At 42.6% G+C, this 20,683-nt stretch carries 20 protein-coding genes; 2 read left to right on the top strand and 18 right to left on the bottom strand.

The genetic code is table 11. The features are described 5' to 3' along the window. Position 1: 1 nt before the first annotated feature. The 5 genes from hisH to PQ511_RS08295 are packed head-to-tail and all read right to left on the bottom strand — an operon-like array spanning position 2 to position 4,311. A complete protein-coding gene (gene hisH, locus PQ511_RS08315) occupies positions 2–637 on the bottom strand; it encodes an imidazole glycerol phosphate synthase subunit HisH (RefSeq protein WP_273851436.1) in 636 nt (211 codons plus the stop codon). Next, on the bottom strand, positions 638–1,231 hold the full coding sequence (gene hisB, locus PQ511_RS08310) for an imidazoleglycerol-phosphate dehydratase HisB (RefSeq protein WP_273851435.1): 594 nt from the start codon (positions 1,229–1,231) through the stop codon (positions 638–640). After that, complete coding sequence (hisD, locus tag PQ511_RS08305) at positions 1,228–2,502, bottom strand: histidinol dehydrogenase (RefSeq protein WP_273851434.1); 1,275 nt, start codon at positions 2,500–2,502, stop codon at positions 1,228–1,230. Before hisD ends, hisB begins: the two co-directional genes overlap by 4 nt. Continuing rightward, entirely contained in the window at positions 2,489–3,130 is a 642-nt protein-coding gene (hisG, locus tag PQ511_RS08300; protein WP_273851433.1) for an ATP phosphoribosyltransferase, read from the bottom strand. Before hisG ends, hisD begins: the two co-directional genes overlap by 14 nt. Positions 3,131–3,132: 2 nt before the next feature. Next, positions 3,133–4,311 carry an ATP phosphoribosyltransferase regulatory subunit gene (locus tag PQ511_RS08295; protein ID WP_273851432.1) on the bottom strand — a complete coding sequence of 393 codons (1,179 nt, stop codon included), beginning with the start codon at positions 4,309–4,311 and terminating at the stop codon, positions 3,133–3,135. Positions 4,312–4,625: 314 nt separating this feature from the next. Here PQ511_RS08295 and cax point away from each other — a divergent pair, with 314 nt between their 5' ends. Next, entirely contained in the window at positions 4,626–5,690 is a 1,065-nt protein-coding gene (gene cax / locus PQ511_RS08290; RefSeq protein WP_273851431.1) for a calcium/proton exchanger, read from the top strand. 151 nt (positions 5,691–5,841) lie between these two features. After that, a complete protein-coding gene (gene map / locus PQ511_RS08285; RefSeq protein WP_224596446.1) occupies positions 5,842–6,597 on the top strand; it encodes a type I methionyl aminopeptidase in 756 nt (251 codons plus the stop codon). A gap of 34 nt (positions 6,598–6,631) precedes the next feature. On the opposite strand, the gene PQ511_RS08280 is transcribed toward map, so the two are convergent. The 13 genes from PQ511_RS08280 to uvrA all read right to left on the bottom strand — a co-directional run bounded on the left by PQ511_RS08280 (position 6,632) and on the right by uvrA (position 20,676). Further along, on the bottom strand, positions 6,632–7,138 hold the full coding sequence (locus tag PQ511_RS08280; protein WP_273851430.1) for an acyltransferase: 507 nt from the start codon (positions 7,136–7,138) through the stop codon (positions 6,632–6,634). Continuing rightward, positions 7,135–7,779, bottom strand: a complete 645-nt coding sequence (ppaX, locus tag PQ511_RS08275; RefSeq protein ID WP_273851429.1) for a pyrophosphatase PpaX — start codon at positions 7,777–7,779, stop codon at positions 7,135–7,137. The genes PQ511_RS08280 and ppaX overlap by 4 nt, the downstream gene beginning before the upstream one ends. Next, entirely contained in the window at positions 7,769–8,680 is a 912-nt protein-coding gene (locus PQ511_RS08270) for a nucleoside recognition domain-containing protein (protein WP_273851556.1), read from the bottom strand. Before PQ511_RS08270 ends, ppaX begins: the two co-directional genes overlap by 11 nt. Positions 8,681–8,727: 47 nt before the next feature. Further along, on the bottom strand, positions 8,728–9,540 hold the full coding sequence (gene lgt, locus PQ511_RS08265; RefSeq protein WP_273851428.1) for a prolipoprotein diacylglyceryl transferase: 813 nt from the start codon (positions 9,538–9,540) through the stop codon (positions 8,728–8,730). A 36-nt stretch (positions 9,541–9,576) separates the two neighbouring features. Then, the gene (hprK, locus tag PQ511_RS08260; protein ID WP_226655414.1) at positions 9,577–10,515 is read right to left on the bottom strand and encodes an HPr(Ser) kinase/phosphatase; all 939 of its coding nucleotides are present in this window, start codon (positions 10,513–10,515) and stop codon (positions 9,577–9,579) included. 169 nt (positions 10,516–10,684) lie between these two features. Further along, positions 10,685–12,358 carry a glycerol-3-phosphate dehydrogenase/oxidase gene (locus PQ511_RS08255; protein WP_273851427.1) on the bottom strand — a complete coding sequence of 558 codons (1,674 nt, stop codon included), beginning with the start codon at positions 12,356–12,358 and terminating at the stop codon, positions 10,685–10,687. A gap of 280 nt (positions 12,359–12,638) precedes the next feature. After that, on the bottom strand, positions 12,639–14,135 hold the full coding sequence (gene glpK, locus PQ511_RS08250) for a glycerol kinase GlpK (protein WP_273851426.1): 1,497 nt from the start codon (positions 14,133–14,135) through the stop codon (positions 12,639–12,641). A gap of 29 nt (positions 14,136–14,164) precedes the next feature. Then, on the bottom strand, positions 14,165–14,992 hold the full coding sequence (locus tag PQ511_RS08245; protein WP_273851425.1) for an MIP/aquaporin family protein: 828 nt from the start codon (positions 14,990–14,992) through the stop codon (positions 14,165–14,167). A gap of 207 nt (positions 14,993–15,199) precedes the next feature. Continuing rightward, positions 15,200–15,760 carry a glycerol-3-phosphate responsive antiterminator gene (locus PQ511_RS08240; RefSeq protein WP_273851424.1) on the bottom strand — a complete coding sequence of 187 codons (561 nt, stop codon included), beginning with the start codon at positions 15,758–15,760 and terminating at the stop codon, positions 15,200–15,202. A gap of 125 nt (positions 15,761–15,885) precedes the next feature. After that, entirely contained in the window at positions 15,886–16,248 is a 363-nt protein-coding gene (locus PQ511_RS08235) for a phage holin family protein (RefSeq protein ID WP_273851423.1), read from the bottom strand. 63 nt (positions 16,249–16,311) lie between these two features. Beyond that, entirely contained in the window at positions 16,312–17,364 is a 1,053-nt protein-coding gene (locus PQ511_RS08230; protein ID WP_273851422.1) for a DUF4097 family beta strand repeat-containing protein, read from the bottom strand. Positions 17,365–17,402: 38 nt separating this feature from the next. Then, positions 17,403–17,696 carry a magnetosome magnetite crystal formation protein family gene (locus PQ511_RS08225; protein WP_273851421.1) on the bottom strand — a complete coding sequence of 98 codons (294 nt, stop codon included), beginning with the start codon at positions 17,694–17,696 and terminating at the stop codon, positions 17,403–17,405. Positions 17,697–17,808: 112 nt separating this feature from the next. Beyond that, the gene (gene uvrA, locus PQ511_RS08220) at positions 17,809–20,676 is read right to left on the bottom strand and encodes an excinuclease ABC subunit UvrA (RefSeq protein ID WP_273851420.1); all 2,868 of its coding nucleotides are present in this window, start codon (positions 20,674–20,676) and stop codon (positions 17,809–17,811) included. Positions 20,677–20,683: the final 7 nt, after the last annotated feature.

The following is a 20,683-nucleotide window of genomic DNA, read 5'->3' as shown; positions in this document are numbered from 1 at the left end:
CTTATGCGTCATTCCTTTCTACGTAGTGGGCATAGTTTTTTAGAATTGTAAGACCGGCATGACTGCTTTTTTCAGGGTGGAACTGGGTACCAAACACCTTACCTTTTCCTACAACAGCCGGAACTTCCTCAGCATAATTAGCTGTTGAAATTAAAACATCACGATCATCTGTATCAACATAATAGGAGTGAACAAAATACACGTGCTCATCTCCGACATCATTCATTAAAAAGGAATCAGGTTGATGGATGACTAGTTTGTTCCATCCCATATGCGGAACTTTATAGGCGTTACCAGCTGCATCTTTGCCAGGAAACTTCTTTACTTTACCCGGTAAAAAAGAGAAACCTTTCGCATACCCATTTTCATCACTTTCTTCAAACAGAAGCTGCATGCCAAGACAAATGCCAAGTAACGGTTTGCCTGCTTCCACTTCTTTTTCAATAAAAGATTTTAAGCCTGTTTCGGTTAAGATCGCCATCGCATCACGAAAAGAACCAACTCCAGGAAGGAGAAGTCCCGTCGCTTTGGCGAGTTCCTTCTCATCTTCTGAAATAAAATAGTCATAGCCGAGACGCTCAAGCGCCTTACTCACGCTATATAAATTCCCCATGCCATAATCTATAATTCCGATCATTTACAGCATTCCTTTCGTTGATGGCACACCTTTTACTCGAGGATCGATCAGCGTTGCCTCATCGAGAGCACGTCCAAGTGCTTTAAAAATGGCTTCTATGATGTGATGTGTATTGTGTCCGTAATGAACGATCACATGTAAGTTCATTCTTGCTTCAATCGCAAGTTTCCATAAAAACTCATGCACCAATTCCGTATCAAATGTTCCAACGCGCGTCGATGGAAGTTCCACACGATATTCAAGGTGAGGACGATTACTTAAATCCACGACAACCTGAGCAAGCGCGTCATCCATTGGAACAAACGTATTCCCATATCGCTTAATGCCTTCTTTTGACCCAAGTGCCTGTTTTAGCGCTTCACCAAGACAAATACCTATGTCTTCTGTTGTGTGGTGGTCATCAACTTCCGTGTCACCATTTGCCGCGATCGCTAAATCAAACTTGCCATGCTTAGTGAACAAATCAAGCATGTGAGTAAGAAAAGGAACGCCGGTTTGCAAATCGGTTTTTCCGCTTCCGTCCACCCCAAAGGATAAGTTAATCGATGTTTCAGAGGTTTCTCTCGAAATGGAACTTTTTCTCTCTTCACTCATTTTAAATCCTCCAATCGAAGTTCAACAGCTCTCGCGTGAGCATCAAGTCCTTCAAGCTTAGCGAGCGCCACGATGCTGTTACCATTCTGTCTTAATGCTTCTTTACTATAAGAAATCACGCTCGATTTTTTTATAAAGTCATCTACTGAGAGGGGACTTGAAAAGCGTGCCGTTCCATTCGTTGGAAGCACGTGGTTAGGTCCAGCAAAATAATCCCCAATAGGTTCAGAGCTATAAGGTCCAAGGAAAATCGCACCTGCGTGACGAATTTTTCCGAGAAGCGTCATCGGTTCATCTACCATGATTTCAAGGTGCTCAGGCGCAAGCTCATTCACAGCTTCAACCGCTTCCGCAAGGTGATCTACGACATAAATCATGCCATAATCTTCAATCGACGTTGCGGCAATTTCGGCACGCGGAAGTTCAACGAGCTGTTTCTTCACTTCTTCCCGGACGCGCTCAGCAAGTGCAGATGATGTTGTGACCAGAACTGCGCTTGCCCGCTCATCATGCTCAGCTTGGGATAAAAGATCTGCTGCCACATAAGCTGGGTTCGCACGTTCATCCGCTAGCACAACGATTTCGCTCGGTCCAGCAATCATATCGATATCGACGATCCCAAACACTTCTCGTTTCGCCAGCGCAACGAAAATATTACCTGGTCCTACAATTTTATCAACCGGAGCAATTGTTTCAGTCCCGTATGCGAGTGCTGCAACTGCCTGAGCGCCGCCAACTTTAAAGATTTCCGTGACGCCGACTTCATTTGCTGCGACAAGAACACCAGAAGGGACATTTCCCTCTGCATCAGGTGGTGTGACCATCGCAATGCGCTTTACACCCGCTGCGATAGCCGGAATGACGTTCATAAGCACGGAAGAAGGGTAGGCTGCTTTTCCTCCAGGAACATAGACACCAACAGAATCAAGCGGCGTCACTTTTTGTCCTAACATTGTGCCGTCTTCAGCCGTCGTAAACCAGGATTGGCGACGTTGACGCTCATGAAACGTCTGGATATTTTCAGCGGCTTGCCTAATCGTTGTGATGAGTTCTTCAGATAAATCGCGATAGGCTTTTTCGATTTCTTCAGTTGAAACGCGAAGTTCTTCTAAATCCGCTCCATCAAACTTCTTTGTATTTTCCTTAACCGCTTGATCACCAGTTTCTTTCACTTGTGAAAGAATCGAAAGAACAGCCTGACGCTGCTCTTCCGTCCCTTGCTCAATCGAGCGTTTAATGGAAATCCCGTCTTTCCGGTTAACGATTCTCATCTACACTCTCTCCTTCCACAACCGCTGAAAGACGTTCGACCATATCATCAATAATGGCGTCTTTCGTTCGATAACTTACCGGGTTCACAATAAAGCGCGATGTGATTGGCTCAATAAATGCCGTTTCCATTAACCCGTTTTCTGTTAAGGTTCGACCTGTTGAAACAATATCAACGATGCGATCCGCTAGACCAATCAGTGGCGCAAGCTCAATCGAACCGTTTAGCTTAATGATTTCAACTTGCTCTCCCTGCTGACGGAAGTAATTCGACGCAACGTTCGGATATTTTGTTGCGATCTTCGGTGCCACCCCTTTAATTGGACCATCCGAGAGCCCTGCTACCGCGAGATAACAGCCGCTAATTTTAAGATCAAGCACTTCATACACATTCCGTTCCTCTTCAAGCATCACATCTTTACCAGCGATCCCAACGTCAGCTACGCCGTGCTCCACATAAGTTGGAACATCCATTGGTTTCGCTAAAATAAACCGAAGATTTTCTTCTTCTATATCGATAATTAACTTCCGTGAATCATCAAACTCAGGGGGAAGTTGATAACCTGCATTTCGAAGCAATTCAACCGCTTCTTCAAAAATACGCCCTTTCGGCATGGCCATCGTTAGCATCACTACATCCCCTTTCCGTTTTTACCGATTAAATAGGTTACGTCCTCAAAACGCTCAGAATATGCATCAAGATTCGTTACGCCGCTTAATTCCTGTACAACAACTTTCTCGCCACCCGCTCGTCGTTCGGATGCCTGTTGAATGGCTTCTTCTCTTCGCTCAGGGCTGAAAATAATGGCATTTGGAAGACGCTCATTGTCCGTTACTCCTAGGGCTTCTGCAAGGTGATCAAGGCGAATCCCAAATCCCGTTGCCTGTGCTGGTCGATCAAATCGTTCAAGTAGCTCATCGTAACGGCCACCATTACTTAGAGGCACACCAAGGTTGTTCGCATATCCTTCAAATACAACCCCTGTGTAGTAACTCATATGACTTACAAGTGTAAAATCAAATTTCACTTGATCTGCGACTCCATAAGCCTCGAGCGTATGTAATAACGTGCGCAGTTCATTAAGAACTCGTTCACCAGCTTTGTTTGGAAGAAGTTCAATCGCTTCTTCTAATTTTGATCCATCACCGCGAAGCGTGAGCAGAGCCATTAATCTTTTTTGATCGATTGTCGATAGCGGCATCTCACGAACATGCTGACGGTAGCCGACGTAATTTTTCTCATATAAATAACGGCGAAGCACAGCCGCGCGTTCTTCGTTTCCAACGATCGATAGAAACAGCTCTTGAATAAAGCCAACGTGTCCAATAGCGATTTGGAAATCTTCAAGGCCAGCTTCTTCTAAAACAGCTGCCATTAACGCAATGACTTCCGCATCAGCACTAGTGGTCCGATCTCCGATTAACTCGACGCCAATTTGTTCAAATTCAGCTGGCTTTCCGCCTTCGTCTTCTTGTGCCCGAAACACATTGGAATCATAGGCAAGACGGAGTGGAAATGGCTCGTTTTTAAGACTAGAAGCTGCGACACGAGCAATTGGTGCGGTCATGTCAGGCCTTAACACGAGCGTATTGCCACGCTGATCAAGTAGTTTAAAAAGCTGCTGATCAAGAATAGCAGAAGCTTCTCCGACCGTTTCATAGTACTCTAGCGTCGGGGTGTTCATAAAACGATAGCCCCATCCTTCTGTTACACGCTGAATCTTCTCTCGAATGCTTGTTTTCAAGTCATATAGGACCGGTAGCGTATCGCGCATACCGAGTGGCTTCTCAAATACGAATGGTCTTGTCATTTTGTGCACCTCACATTCCCTTTAGTTCGCTAACATACTAACAAGATGAAGTTATTTGTAGTTTACACGGCTTTATTTTTTTCGTCAACCAATATGGGGCATTATTCCCTTTACTCCTTTTCTGTACTCCATTGTGAATTACCTTTATTTTTTAGGTGATCTTAAGGAATGATGTCGATTGTTGGGGTTATTTCTCCTATTCGTGATCACTTTTCCTTAAATTGGGGTAATAGCTATGAAAGAAACTTTCTTTTCCAAATAAGGAAATCTATAATGAGGAAAAGACTAAATGTTGAAAAGAGAGGATGTGACACGTGGTTAATAAAATTTTCTTTTTTCTCGTGATCATCGGAGTACCCTTATCCGTTGCAGGAAGCCTTCTGCACTGGTCTCAAACGCTGATGTTTGTTGTCTACTGTTTAACAATTATTTCTCTTGCTGCTTATATGGGGAGAGCGACCGAAAGTCTTGCCGTAATATCCGGACCTCGAATTGGTGGATTGCTTAACGCTACGTTTGGAAATGCGGTAGAACTCATCATTTCCATTTTTGCATTAAAAGAAGGACTAATTGAAATTGTGCTTGCTTCACTAACGGGATCGGTTCTAGGTAACCTCCTCCTTGTTGCTGGACTATCCTTTTTTATTGGAGGATTGAAGTTTAAAAGACAAAAATTCAACGTTTATGATGCCAGGCACAATTCCGGACTGCTGATGTTTGGTGTGATCGTGGCTTTTGTTATTCCTGAAGTATTCTCAATGAACATGAGTGAGGCAGAAGCGATTTCTTTAAGTACCGGTATCTCCATTATCCTAATCGTTCTTTACCTTGCTGCGCTTTTCTTTAAGCTTGTCACACATCGCGGCGTGTATCAGCATGTCTCCGATAAAGAAGGTGGCGAACAAGCTCACGAAGAACCTGAGTGGACGAGCAAAAAGGCGATCCTTGTGTTAGCCCTTTCAACTGCGGCAGTAGCTTATGTGTCGGAAAGTCTCGTGCATACGTTCGAGACGGTTGGCGAGACATTTGGATGGAGCGAATTATTTATTGGGGTCATCATTGTAGCCATTGTTGGAAATGCGGCGGAGCATGCTTCTGCGATCATCATGGCTTACAAAAATAAAATGGATGTAGCCGTTGAAATAGCAGTTGGTTCAACACTTCAAGTGGCCATGTTTGTTGCACCTATACTCGTCCTCATCTCTCTTTTCTTTCCAGTACAAATGTCACTCGTCTTTACATTGCCCGAGCTCGTAACAATGGTAACAGCCGTACTACTTACGATTGTCATTAGTAATGATGGCGAAACGAACTGGTTTGAAGGAGCGACGTTACTCGCTGCTTACTTAATAATGGGGATCGGATTTTACTTACTTTAATCAAGAAGCCTGCAATTTGCGGGCTTTTTTGTTACAGTAACTGAGGGAAGATCTTCCGCATAACGTGTTAGAAATTGGACTTTGACTTCTCATTGTTGAGAAACACGTCCTCCTAACGGATTGAACGATAACGCAGAAAGTAGGCGAAAACATGATTCACCGTAAAACAAGCCGAGAAATTCAACTAATGAAACAAGCTGGTGAGGTTCTGGCTGACTGCCACAAAGAACTTCGCAGTATTATTAAGCCAGGTGTGACAACGAAACAAATTGATGATTTTGTTGAACTCTTTTTAGAAGAGCGCGGGGCGACTCCAGAACAAAAAGGTTATCAAGATTACCCATACGCCACTTGTGCTTCCGTAAATGATGTCATTTGTCACGGTTTCCCAGGTTCAAGGAAACTGAAAGAAGGCGACATCGTTACAATCGACATGGTTGTCAACTTAAATGGTGCACTTGCTGATTCTGCATGGACATATGCAGTAGGAGAAATTTCAGAGGAAAAGCAGCATTTGCTTGAAGCGACGAAAAAATCTCTCTACTTAGGTATCGAGCAAGCCGTCATCGGCAATCGTATTGGCGACATTGGTCATGCGATTCAAAAATATGCAGAAGCAGAAGGATTTGGCGTTGTTCGCGATTTCACTGGACACGGCATTGGACCGACGCTTCATGAAGAACCAATGATTCCACACTTCGGTCAGCCGGGTACAGGCGCTAGACTGAAAGAAGGTATGGTCATTACAATTGAACCGATGCTCAACATCGGTAAACCATACAGCACGATAGATGAAGATGGCTGGACAGCTCGCACAGTAGATGGCTCAACATCTGCTCAGTACGAGCACACGCTGGCTATTACAAAAGACGGCCCAGTGATTCTAACAGATCAGGGTGACGAATAAACGTAAGAAAGCCCGCAGCAGATGCTGCGGGCTTTTATATATCATGCTTTGCTCGTTCTTCTTTCGTATAAATGACCTGCATTGGATTTCCACCAACAAAAGCTCCTGCAGGCACACTTTTATGCACAAGTGTGCCTGCTGAAACAATTGCTCCATCACCAATCGTGATGCCAGGCAATAAAGTACTATTTGCTCCAATCATGACGCGATCGCCAATGACAACATCTCCAAGCCGGTACTCATCAATTAAGTATTCGTGAGCGAGAATCGTCGTATTGTATCCAATAATCGAATTCTTACCGACAGAGATTTTCTCTGGAAACATAATATCCAGCATCACCATGAGAGCAAATGCCGTTTGGTCACCAATTTTTACGCCAAGAAACGTTTTATATAACCAGTTCTTCAATGGAATAAACGGCGTATAGCGAGCGAGTTGAATCACAATAAAATTCTTAACGACCTTCCAAAACGGAACGGTTTTATAAATTTGCCAGAGAGCGTTGCTACCTGTGACGGGGTACCGCTCCGTGTTTCTCACTTGTCAGCTCCAGCAATCGCAAGAATTTCTTCCATATGATCAACGAGGTAATCTGGCTTAAACGAAGCAAGAAAGTCGCATCCCTTAATGGTCCAAGACACACCGACTGTCGTTACACCTGCATTTTGACCAGCTAAAATATCGTATTGGCTATCTCCCACCATTAGCGTTTCTTCACGACCAGAACCGAGTTTGTTCATAGCTGTTTCAAGCTGCTCAGGGTGTGGTTTAGGGTTGTCGACTTCATCAACCGTGATCACCACAGGGAAAAACTGATCAAGCTTTGTTAGCTTTAACCCCATTTCCACCGTATTTCTCATTTTCGATGTGACAATCGCAAGCTTATATCCCTTTTCAGATAACGTCTTCACCGTTTCAAAAACGCCCTCAAATTCCGTGACGAGCTCATCGTGATGTGTAATGTTATGGTCACGATAAAAAGCGACCATTTCTTCTGCACGACTTTCATCATGCTTGGCAAACGTTAAGTAAAGAGGCTCTCCAATAAACTGTTTTAAGTCTTCATCTCCGTAACGACCAGGATAAAAATGGTCAAACGTATGTCTGAATGAAGCCATAATTAAATCATTTGTATTAATCAATGTTCCGTCTAAATCAAATAAAATGGTGTTAATACTCATACGATGGTTCCTTTCTTTTTGAAGCATTTAATTCACGTCTTTTCCATATAATGGAGATGATGATTGTGAGGAGTATCGCTGTCACTAGTCTGACGAGAAGCAGCCAGATAACCGGAATCCCAAGCGGAATGAAAATAAGGGTATCCTCTATGACAGCATGGCACGCTACGAGAAAAATAAACGCTAAATAAAGATCTTTTTTCTCTACACCATCATCCTTTACAGCCTGAATCATCACACCAGCACCGTAAGCAAGCCCAAACACAAGACCAGCGGCAAGCGTTGTCGATGTATTTTCTTTCATGCCAAGGCTTCTTGTGACCGGCGCCATCCAACGGGAGAAAGTCGTAAGCCAGGACAAATCTTTCATGACCTGGATAAAAATCATCAGCGGAATGACGATTAGTGCAAGTTGAAGAACGCCTAATGACGCTTTTTCTAATCCTTGAAGTATAATGGCTCCCCAGCCACTTACCGTCTCATTCGTTTGAGACACAAGTCCGTACGCCGCCTGCTCGCCGCCGCCTTGCCAAACAAGGTGAATCACAAAAGCAGATAGTACAGCGAGCCCAATTCTTACAGCAAGGATGACCCAGAGTTTCACCCCCACTCTTGCTGCCACACCTGACTCAATCAGTAAATTATGTGAGAAGGATAGCATAACGGCCAGAATGAAAACCTCTTTAACCGTTAAATCGAGGGTTAAAATGGCACCAATACCAGCATATAGGTTCAAGAAATTACCTAAAACTAAAGGAATCGCTGCATCGCCTGACAAACCAATCCATTTCATGACGGGGGCAATCAGCGTGACGATCCATTCAAGGACAGGTGTATAGCGAAGTAGAGTCATCACTAAGGTAATCGGAAAAATGATTTTTCCAAGTTCCCACGTCGTCATTAGTCCAGCTTTTAAACCACGTTTCAAAATCCCCACAGCTGTCCCCCCTATCCTTGTTCGTTATAAGGCGTTGCTTTCATAACCTTACGACGGTAAATGATCAATGCAATCGATACAATGATCAGTACGATCGATATAACCTGAGCAATTCTCAACGTTTCTGTCAACATGAGACTATCAGTTCGCAATCCTTCAATAAAATAACGTCCAAATGAATACCAAATGACGTAAGAGAGGAATATTTCTCCTCGCTTCAATGACGTTCGTTGGAGAATCACTAAGAGAATAACACCGATTATATTCCAAAGTGACTCATAAAGAAATGTCGGATGATAATAAGTCCCATCAATGTACATTTGATTAATAATAAACTCTGGAAGCATCAAGTTCTCGAGAAATGCTCTGGTGACAGGTCCCCCGTGTGCTTCCTGATTCATAAAGTTTCCCCATCGGCCAATGGCTTGCCCAAGAAGAATACTAGGTGCAGCGATATCTGCAATTTTCCAGAAAGAGAGTCCGCGCTTTCTTGTGAAAATAATGGCTGTAATCACAGAACCAATTAAGGCACCGTGAATGGCTATACCACCTTCCCAAATCGCAAAGATATCTCCTGGGTTATCTTTGTAGTAGCTCCATTGGAAGGTTACATAGTAAATACGAGCTGAAATAATCGCAAGCGGAACTGCCCACAAAATTAGATCAACAAACGTTTCTTTCGGTAATCCCTGGCGTTGTGTTTCCCTGATCGCTAAAAGTAAACCAAGGTAAGCACCTAAAGCAATGATGATGCCATACCAATAAATTGAGATCGGTCCAAGCTCTAGGGCGACACGATCAAGAGGCTGTATTGAGGCTAACATATTGTTGTCTCTCCTTTATCCATATCCTACATTAGACTAGATGCTGTCGTGTTCATCTCCGTCTTCAATTTCTCTCGTTAGTCTTTCTGAAAATTGCTTTGCTGCATTCATCCCCATATTTTTCAAGCGGAAGTTCATCGCAGCAACCTCGATAATAATGGCAAGGTTTCTCCCCGGGCGAACTGGCACAACAAGGCGCGGTACATTTGAATCGATGATTTGCATATACTCTTCTTCAAGACCAAGCCGATCGTACACTTTTTTGGAATCCCATAGTTCCAGATTCATAACAAGAGAAATTTTCTTGTAGTTTCGAATGGCTCCTGCACCGAATAACGTCATGACGTTAATAATGCCAAGCCCACGAATTTCAAGTAGATGCTGAATCAGTTCAGGGGCACTGCCCACAAGCGTATTTTCAGCTTCTTGACGAATCTCGACTGAATCATCGGCTACAAGACGGTGACCTCGTTTCACAAGTTCAAGAGCCGTTTCACTCTTTCCTACACCACTTGATCCAGTAATTAAAACACCGACACCGTAAATATCAACAAGGACACCGTGAATGGCTGTGTTAGGAGCCAGCTGACTTTCAAGGTAGTTTGTTAAGCGGCTGCTCAAACGAGTTGTTGTCATTGTTGAACGTATAATAGGAACATCTTTTTCTTTCGAAGCACGGATCAATTCTTCAGGAACTTCCATATCTCTTGAAAGCACAATGCCTGGTGTTTCGTCTGTACAGAGCTTCTGCATTCGCTCCACCTTCTGATCTTGAGGAAGACCGTGAAAAAACGACATTTCCGTTTTTCCAAGAAGCTGCAAACGTTCTGCCGGATAATAGGTGAAAAAACCTGCCATCTCAAGCCCAGGACGCGAGATATCACTCGTTGTAATCGGACGGTGAATCCCTTCCTCACCGCTTACAAGCTCAAGATTGAATTTTTCAATAACATCTTTCATACGAACTTTAACCATTCGTAAACCTCCTATGTAAGAACCAAAGTGACGGTTCCAATTCAACTTCCCCTATTGTACCATTTCCTATTTCAAAGCACATATAGATTAAAGCCATTTTTGCGGTAGGAGATCACGCCCACAACCACCACAAAAAAAGCCGAAGCATCTGCTCCGGCTTTTTCAAGTCTTATTTTACTTTCAACGGTACAACTGCATCATGCATTTGCTTATCAAGTTCCTGAATGTGTGCTTGTTTCATTTCGTTTGACCAGTTGAGTCGCTTCGCCATGTACTCAATGACAGGCTCTTTCCAGCGACGAACCCAATCAATATCAAAGTAAAGCGCACTTGTTCTACGGTTGAAATAATCAAGCGGTGTTGCCACCATTTCTTCTTCAATGCCATAGATTAGCGTAGCGAATACTTCAAGACTTAAGTGATGGAAGTTTGCTTCAGTACCAACGGTTTCAATGATTTGGTAAATACGTTCAATGTTTGAACCATAACGTTGTACGAGTGTTTCGGCTTCTTTCACGCTTAACCCAAGCGTTGTCCCACGTCGTACTTGTTCGGTTGCGTATTCTTTGAATCCTTTACTTCCTCCAACATAGCCGCCTGAGAGGATCATGTTTTTCGTAGTAGAAGCAGGGAACTTTTTATATTTTTCTTCTTTAAATTGATCTGTAATAAGATTAACCACTTTTTCAGCCATTTTGCGGTAGCCTGTAAGTTTACCACCAGCAATCGTGATTAAACCAGAATCAGAAAGGAAAATTTCATCCTTACGAGAAATTTCTGATGGATCTTTTCCTTCTTCATGGATCAACGGGCGAACGCCTGACCAGCTAGATTCGACATCATCTTTTGTGACATTGATTCCAGGGAACATGTAGTTTGCTGCATCCACAATATAATCTCTGTCTTCAACTGTCATTTGAGGATGGACAGGATTTTTCGTATAGTGTGTATCCGTTGTTCCGATATAGGTTTTGCCAGCGCGCGGAATCGCAAACATCATACGACCATCATCAAACGGTGTATCGAAATAGACGGCTTGCTGAAGTGGGAATTTAGACTGATCAAACACAAGATGCACGCCTTTTGTTAGGAACATGTGCTTTCCTTTTCTAGATTGATCGAGCTCACGAATTTCATCTACCCACGGACCAGCTGCGTTCACAACTTTTTTCGCACGAATTTCACGCGTTTCACCAGTCACCACGTCTTTGGCACGAACACCAACTATTTTTCCATCTTCGTATAAAAGCTGTTCTGCTTTTACATAGTTAACGGCTTTGCCACCGCGATGAACGGCTTCTTTCATAATTTCTAGCGTAAGACGCGCGTCATCCGTACGGTACTCTACATAATAACCGCCGCCTTTTATGTCACTCTTCCTAAGAAGCGGTTCCTTATCTAACGTTTCTTTCTTAGATAACATGCTTCTTCTTTCTTTTCGTTTAACACCCGCTAGCCTGTCATAAAGAGCAAGTCCTGCACCTGTAGAGAATTTCCCAAATGTACCGCCTTTAATAATTGGTAGTAGCATCCATTCTGGCGTTGTGACATGAGGCGCGTTTTCATACACAATCGCACGCTCTTTCCCTACTTCCGCAACTAGCCCAATTTCTAAATTTTTAAGATAGCGTAAGCCACCGTGAACAAGCTTCGTTGAGCGACTCGACGTACCAGCCGCAAAGTCCTGCATTTCAATAACAGCCGCATTCATTCCTCTTGAAGCAGAGTCAAGTAAAATGCCGGCACCTGTTATTCCTCCTCCAACAACAAGAACATCTAATTCCTCTGAGACGATTTGATCAAGTACTACGCTTCTTTGCAATCCTGAAAATGGTTTAACCAAGATGAACACTCCCTTTTGTTATATGAACAATAGCGTATTTAAACTAACCTCTAATAAAACTTCTCTTCAGTACTTTACCCCTAATAGAGGGTTTCTTAAGCATTAGATTATACATTCCTACAAAAACAGCTGATTTAAAGAACAAAAAAAGACCACAACACACCAGAGCATGACGTTCCATGCTTGGGCGCTGTGGTCTTCTCCTATTCTCCGACCAGAACACTATTAACTTAAATTCATTGTAGCATAATCCGAAGGCTCTGCCTATAAAAAAGGATTATTATTTAAAAGCCATTGTTGCATGAACTGCTTTCTTCCATCCTCCATATAGCTCTTCTCGCTCTTCTTCTTTCATTTTAGGATCAAACGTCTTATCGATCATCCACTGCTGCTTAATTTCTTCTTTATCTTTCCAATACCCAGTTGCAAGTCCTGCAAGATAAGCAGCACCAAGTGCTGTTGTCTCACTAACCGTTGGACGCTCAACAGGAACACCAATGATATCGCTCTGGAATTGCATAAGGAAGTTGTTGTTCACAACACCCCCATCCACGCGAAGTGTTTTAAGATCAATACCAGAATCAGCCGTCATGGCATCAAGCACATCTCTCGTTTGATAAGCAAGAGATTCAAGCGTTGCGCGAATAAAGTGCTCTTTGCTCGTTCCTCTTGTTAAACCAAAGACAGACCCTTTCACGTCACTATCCCAGTATGGTGTTCCAAGCCCAACGAATGCTGGAACCATATAAACCCCATCTGTAGACTCAACACGTTCAGCATAACTCTCACTCTCTGGCGCTTCATTAAACATACGTAAACCATCCCGTAGCCATTGAATAGCGGAACCTGCAACAAAGATACTACCTTCTAACGCGTACTCCACTTTTCCATCAACGCCCCATGCAATAGTGGTAAGAAGACCGTTATCAGACTTGACCGCTTTTTCGCCAGTATTCATAAGCATAAAGCAACCTGTCCCATACGTGTTTTTCGCCATTCCTTTTTCATAACAAGCCTGTCCAAATAGTGCTGCCTGCTGGTCGCCTGCAACGCCAGCGATCGGAACATTTTGACCGAAGAAGTGATAATCAACCGTTTTCGCGTATACTTCAGATGAAGGACGAACTTCAGGAAGCATAGACTTCGGAACGTTTAGCATCTCAAGTAGTTCATCATCCCACTTTAGGTCATAAATGTTATACATCATTGTGCGTGAAGCATTCGTGTAATCCGTTACGTGTGCTTCGCCTCCAGAAAGTTTCCAGATCAACCAGGAATCAATCGTTCCAAAGAGAAGATCGCCATTTTCAGCCTTTTCACGCGCACCATCGACATTATCTAAAATCCATTTTACTTTTGTGCCCGAGAAATAGGCATCGATTAAAAGGCCGGTCTTGTTACGAACCATCTCTTCATGACCTTGTTCTTTTAGCTCTTTAACAATTCCTGCAGTTTGACGGGACTGCCATACAATCGCATTGTAGATCGGCTTTCCAGTATTCTTGTCCCATACGACTGTTGTTTCACGCTGATTTGTAATGCCAATGGCTTCAATATCTTTGGCAGAGAGATCAGAAGCAGAAGAGAGCACTTGAGCCATAACAGAGAGAATGGAGCTCCAGATTTCTTGAGCATCATGTTCAACCCAACCTGATTTAGGAAAATGCTGCTTGAATTCTTTTTGTGCAACGTTTACAATTTCACCTTTTTTATTAAACAGAATCGCGCGTGAACTTGTTGTTCCCTGGTCCAATGATAAAATGTACTTTTTTGACATGTTATTTCCTCCCTAATTAGAATTAACTTTTAATTTTTTGCTTCAGATGAAGCGTAAACAGTATCTCTAAGCTTATCACTAAGTTGATACAGTATAACAAATAAAATCGCTACGACTACAGTTGAGATCCAGAATACGGGGCTATAATTTGCTTCTGTTACAGATCTAAAAAGAATCGCTCCATACATTCCACCGGCAGCGGGACCGACAACTGGAATCCATGCGTACCGCCAATTTGAATCCCCTTTTCCTGGAATAGGCAGGAAAAAGTGAGCAATTCTTGGGCCAAGGTCTCGAGCAGGGTTAATCGCATACCCCGTCGTACCACCAAGGGAAAGTCCAATCGCAACAATCAGAAAACCTACGATGAAGGGATTCAATCCATCAGTAAAATCATTTGAACCAATCGCAAGAAGCCCAATCAAAAGCATCGCTGTTCCAATAAACTCACTTAAAAAGTTACTGAACGTATGCGGAATAGCAGGATCGGTAGAAAACACGGCTAATTTAAGCGCTTTATCGTCTTCTTTACGAAAATGAGGTAGAAAATGAAAATATACGATACATCCACCGAGAAACGCACCAATCATTTGTGCAGTTATGTAGCCTGGTACATCACTCCATGGAAAATCGCCAACGGCTGCTAACCCAAGTGTTACAGCAGGATTCAAATGAGCCCCACTTACTTGACCTACAGCGTAAACGCCCATTGCAACACCGAGTCCCCATCCGAGAGCAACCACAATCCAGCCCCCGCCTTGTGCTTTCGAATCCTTTAAGTTAACGTTTGCAACAACGCCACCACCAAAAATAATTAAAATCATAGTACCTAATATTTCACCAATAAATGGAGACATAACCAGACACCTTCCTCCCGAGTTTAGTTAACACTCCTTTCCCTGACCTTATTCCCTCTTTTTCACATTCTAAAAGGAAAATTAAAAAAAACCACAACAAGCGGTCCTATCAATTGATAGGATTTGTGTGTGGTTCTCCTCATCTCAGGCACGAAATATTAACTTAATACCCATTAAACCAGACTTATGTAAGCGATGTCAAGTGGTTCAACCCGGTTGAAAATGTTTCCATAGATCTTTCTTAGAAGTCGTGACTGCCGCAGCTCCACCACTTAAAGCGGCTTCTACGTCCTCTACTGAACGAATAAACCCACCAGCGAAGATTGGTACTTTTATTTGCTCATGAAGTTCTTCAAACACTTGTGGAATAATTCCCGGCAACACCTCGACACAGTCTGGCTTCGTGTTTTTCACCATGCTATAGCTCGTATCTAGGGCCATGGAATCGAGCATGAACAAGCGCTGTACGGAAAGTATGCCTCTTCTTTTCGCGACTCCAAGCACACTGGACCTTGTCGAGATAAGTCCTGCGGGTTTTACTTCCTGACAAAGAAATTCGGCACCGTGTTCATCATTTCGTAATCCCTGGACAAGGTCAGCATGAAGTAAAATCTTTTTATCCGCTCGATTCCCCTCCCGAATCACTGACTTCAATTGTCCAATATGCGTATCTAAAAGAACAATATAGGTGTACTTGCTATTTAATAAAATTTCAAAATCACGCATTTTTCTTACCGCCGGCAGGATGCTTTGGTTATGAAATGTCATGGATCATCCCTCCTTTTCTTTTTATCATACCAGAATTAATGGAAACTTCCATTAGAGGAAGAGGTTAGAGGCTGGAGGTGGTTAATAGAGCCACAAAAGCACGCTCTCCGGTAGAGAGCGTGCTTTTAGGCTTTATGACGTAAAGGTTCGATAATGACCTTATCAATTAATAAATTTAAGATCCCAATGACGATCGCTGCAAGAAGGGCCATGGCAAATCCATTTATGACAAAAGCATCACCCATTAACGCTGCTGTAATCATGAGAGTAATAGCATTAATCACTACTAGAAACAATCCTAAAGTGAGAATGGTTACAGGAAGGGTAAGGAGAATTAAAACCGGCTTAATAAACACATTCACAAGCGAAAGAATAACACTCGCGAGAACGGCAGAACCCAGCCCTTGAATATAAAATCCATCAAAATAGCCTGCTACTACCATTAATACGACGCTATTAACAAGCAAACTTAAAAGCCAGTGTCGCATCATACCCCTCCTTATCCATTGGTTTTTATAGTATAAGCGTTTTTTTATCCCTTATTCGAACTTTTAAAGATAGGAAACTGAAATTGAACCAGCTGTTGAATTGGCAACAATGCGATAATTGTGCTCCGATTCTTCCTCTGTTCTAAACTTCTTTAAACGGTGTGAAATTTCTTTTTTCTCACGAAGAATGCTCATATGATCAAGATCTGTCGTAATCGCTCCAATCGTCGATTTAAGATCTCCTTTAATGTTCATGCCTTTCGGAACAACGATTTGAATTGTACCGTTGACGGTTTTAAAATCTGCACTACCACTTACGGCATTCTTTAACGTATGGCGAATGGCACCGTTCATAGATTGCGCCTCAGTTTCAACATAGGTGCCATCGATTGTAATAGGGCCGTTTGCTGTTTCGAGCTCACAAACTTCTCCAGTCGAGTCTTCCACCACAATCGCACCATTACCCGTTTCCGCTTCAAGTACTTTTACAGAAGATTTTCGAATACCAACTTTACCATTTGCTGTTTTTAATTTGGCTTTAGCTGATGTGATATTCTCCCCTGTCACATCTCCATTAAACGTAGTAACCCACACTCCCTCGTACTCAGAAGCAGGAACATAAATGACCAGATTCACCTTTACATCTGCACGTTCTGATTTAAATGTCATTTTTCCATTATCTACAGCGAAGTAAGTTTCTCGTAACAACTTATCCATGGCATCTTTTTGCGTTGAGACCCGATAAACATTCGCACGACAGTCAATTTTCACATCGTTGCGTTCCCATGTTTGAAAGGTGATTTCGCCATTTCTTACATGTACATCTAGTGTTTCAGGCTTCACTTCTAACTGTTCATAAACGTGAGAGACCTCTTCTGAAGAACCAAAGTTAAAATCAAGGTCCATATCTTTTACTTTTTGAATGAGAGATTCTACAAATTGACCTACTTTATATCCAGGAGCCGTTCGATCTGTATGAGAATCTGTCGACTTCTCACGCTTCGGTTCCTCTGACCCTTCATTTGTTCCGATCGCTTTTAATAGTTTTGCACCTTCATCAGCGGAAATTTTGCCATCTTCAATCATTTTAAGAATCATTCGACGTTCTTCATTCATTCAAAACATCTCCTTTTTGATTTGATGTAAATAGATAATTACCAGCGGAGAACCTGAATTCCTTTTACAATGTTCCAGATAAAAACCACAACATTAAGTAAACTAAACAAGATAAAACCTAAAATGATCACCACACCTACATCCATTACAAAAATGGCGAAAAGCGCCAAGATAATTGTTAAAAACGGAAGAAGGTGAGAAACAATCGAGCGCTTTGCATGATAAGAGACTTCCTCATCCCGCACAACAAAATAGACAATGATTGGGAAAAGAAACGGTGCGAAGAAAACACTAAAATAGCAAAGGGAGGACATTACTTTTTCTACAGACATGATTGCTTCCCCTTTCAATATTCTCTACCTATCTATACGATTCGTCAAAAAGAAAGTTTCAAAAAGGGGAAAGAAAAAAAACGAAAAGACAGCGAATCGCTGTCCCTTCAAATCATACAGATTGTGTTTGTTCTAACCTTTTCTTCATCCGGTTTTTATCTCGTTCAAGAATAGGCGCAAGATAGCTTCCCGTGTAAGACCGCTCTTCTTTCACGATTTTCTCTGGTGTCCCAGTAGCGATGACTTCACCACCACCATCTCCACCTTCAGGTCCGAGATCAATGAGATAATCAGCCGTTTTAATCACATCTAAATTATGTTCAATAATCAAGACGGAATCCCCATTTTCTACGAGACGCTGAAGAACTTCTAGTAAACGAGAAATATCATCTACATGCAATCCCGTTGTGGGTTCATCAAGAATATATAGCGTTTTCCCTGTTGAACGCTTGTAGAGCTGCGAAGCAAGCTTCACGCGTTGAGCTTCTCCACCTGAAACTGTCGTAGCAGGCTGTCCAAGTTTGATATAACTTAAGCCTACATCGTAGAGGGTTTGAAGTTTTCGATTAATCTTTGGAATGTTCTTAAAGAAATCAAGTCCATCTTCTACCGTCATCTCAAGAATATCAGCAATATTCATGCCTTTATACTCAATTTCAAGCGTTTCTCTGTTATAGCGTTTCCCATGACACACTTCACATGGAACGTAAACGTCTGGCAAGAAGTGCATTTCAATTTTAATAATGCCGTCACCACGACAAGCTTCACATCGGCCGCCTTTAACATTAAAGCTGAATCTTCCCTTTTTATATCCTCGCACTTTTGCTTCGTTCGTTTGTGCAAAAACATCGCGAATATCATCGAATACACCTGTATAAGTAGCCGGGTTTGATCGAGGCGTACGCCCAATTGGAGACTGATCAATATCAATCACTTTATCCACATGTTCAAGACCGTTAATTTTTTTATGTTCTCCAGGCTTATCTTTTGCTTTATGAAGCTTTTGAGCAAGCGCTTTGTATAAGATTTCATTGATCAGCGTACTTTTTCCTGATCCCGACACACCTGTGACACAAGTAAATAAACCAATTGGAATTTTTGCTTTCGTATTTTTAAGGTTATTTTCCTTTGCTCCAACAATTTCAATGTATCTACCATCAGGCTTGCGACGCTCCGTCGGCACGGGAATAAATTTCTTACCAGAAAGATATTCTCCAGTTAAAGAATCCTCATCATCCATGATTTCAGCTGGAGATCCTTCTGATGTAATATAACCACCGTGTGCCCCAGCCCCAGGACCGATATCAATAATGTGGTCAGCAGCTAACATCGTATCTTCATCATGTTCAACGACAATAAGCGTATTTCCAAGGTCTCGCATATTTTCGAGTGTTGAAATGAGGCGATCGTTATCTCGTTGATGCAGACCGATTGAAGGCTCATCTAGTATATACAGCACGCCCATTAAACGTGAGCCTACTTGAGTAGCCAGTCTAATGCGCTGCGCTTCTCCACCCGATAACGTACCCGCTGAACGATTAAGTGTTAAATAATCTAAACCGACGTTAACAAGGAATCCTAAGCGATCCTGGATTTCTCTTAAAATCATTTTTCCAATTGTCGCTTCTTTAGCCGTTAGTTCCAGCTCATCGAAAAAGCCTGCTGCATCTTTAATCGCATATTCTGTCGCTTCTCCGATATGTTTACCGTTAATTAAAACAGAACGTGCTTCTTTCTTTAAACGGTAGCCTTTACACGTAGGGCACGGTTTTTGTGCCATGTACGCTTCCATTTGCTCACGAATGTAATCAGAACTCGTCTCCCGATAGCGGCGCTCTACGTTTGGGATGACGCCTTCAAAAGGAACATTGTTTTCGCGCACCTGACCGAAATCATTTTCATAACGGAAATAAACTTTCTCCCCATCACTACCATAAAGCACTTTATCAAGCTGTGACCTAGAAATGTTCTTTACAGGAGTATCCATATCAATACCAAAATGATTGCACACACTTTCAAGTAACTGTGGATAATAGTTTGAACTGACAGGTTCCCAAGGAGCAAGTGCGTGTTCACGAAGTGATTTATCCCAATCCGGTATAACAAGATCAAGGTCGACTTCAAGCTTCAATCCCAGCCCATCACATGAAGGGCAAGCACCGAATGGGCTATTAAATGAAAATAACCTTGGCTCTAACTCACCAATTGAAAAACCGCAGTAAGGACATGAATGATGCTGATTAAAAAGAAGTTCTTCCTGCCCCATCACATCCACGATCACCTGACCGCCTCCAAGATTAAGGGCTGTTTCAAGTGAATCTGCTAGTCTCGATTGAACACCATCTTTTACCACAATACGATCAATCACAACTTCGATGGAATGTTTTTTATTTTTCTCAAGCGAAATTTCATCCGCTACTTCCATCATTTCACCATCAACGCGCACGCGAACATAGCCCTGCTTTTTAATATCTTCAAGCACTTTCACATGTTCACCTTTACGTCCTGAAACAACGGGAGAAAGAATCTGTAATTTTGTTCGCTCTTCGTATGCAAGAATGCGATCAACCATTTGCTCAATCGTTTGTGACGTAATTTCCACACCATGACGTGGACAAACAGGTCGACCAATTCTTGCAAACAATAGACGAAGGTAGTCATAGATTTCCGTTACCGTTCCTACAGTTGACCGAGGGTTTCGACTAGTGGTTTTTTGATCAATCGAGATGGCGGGTGATAGGCCTTCAATCGCATCAACGTCCGGTTTATCCATTTGGCCAAGGAACTGCCTTGCATAGGCTGACAGAGATTCTACATAGCGACGTTGCCCCTCAGCATAGATTGTATCGAAGGCTAGGGACGATTTCCCTGAACCAGATAAGCCCGTGACGACCACCAGTTTATCCCTCGGGATTGTCACATCAATATTTTTTAAATTATGGGCTCTTGCCCCTTTGACGACGATCTCATCGTTTGCCATTTGTTCG

This window comes from Guptibacillus spartinae (assembly GCF_028610625.1).
Taxonomy (GTDB): Bacteria; Bacillota; Bacilli; order Bacillales; family Guptibacillaceae; genus Guptibacillus; species Guptibacillus spartinae.
The sequence above is the reverse complement of the archived record's forward strand: the minus strand, read 5'-3'. Positions and strand labels throughout refer to the sequence as shown.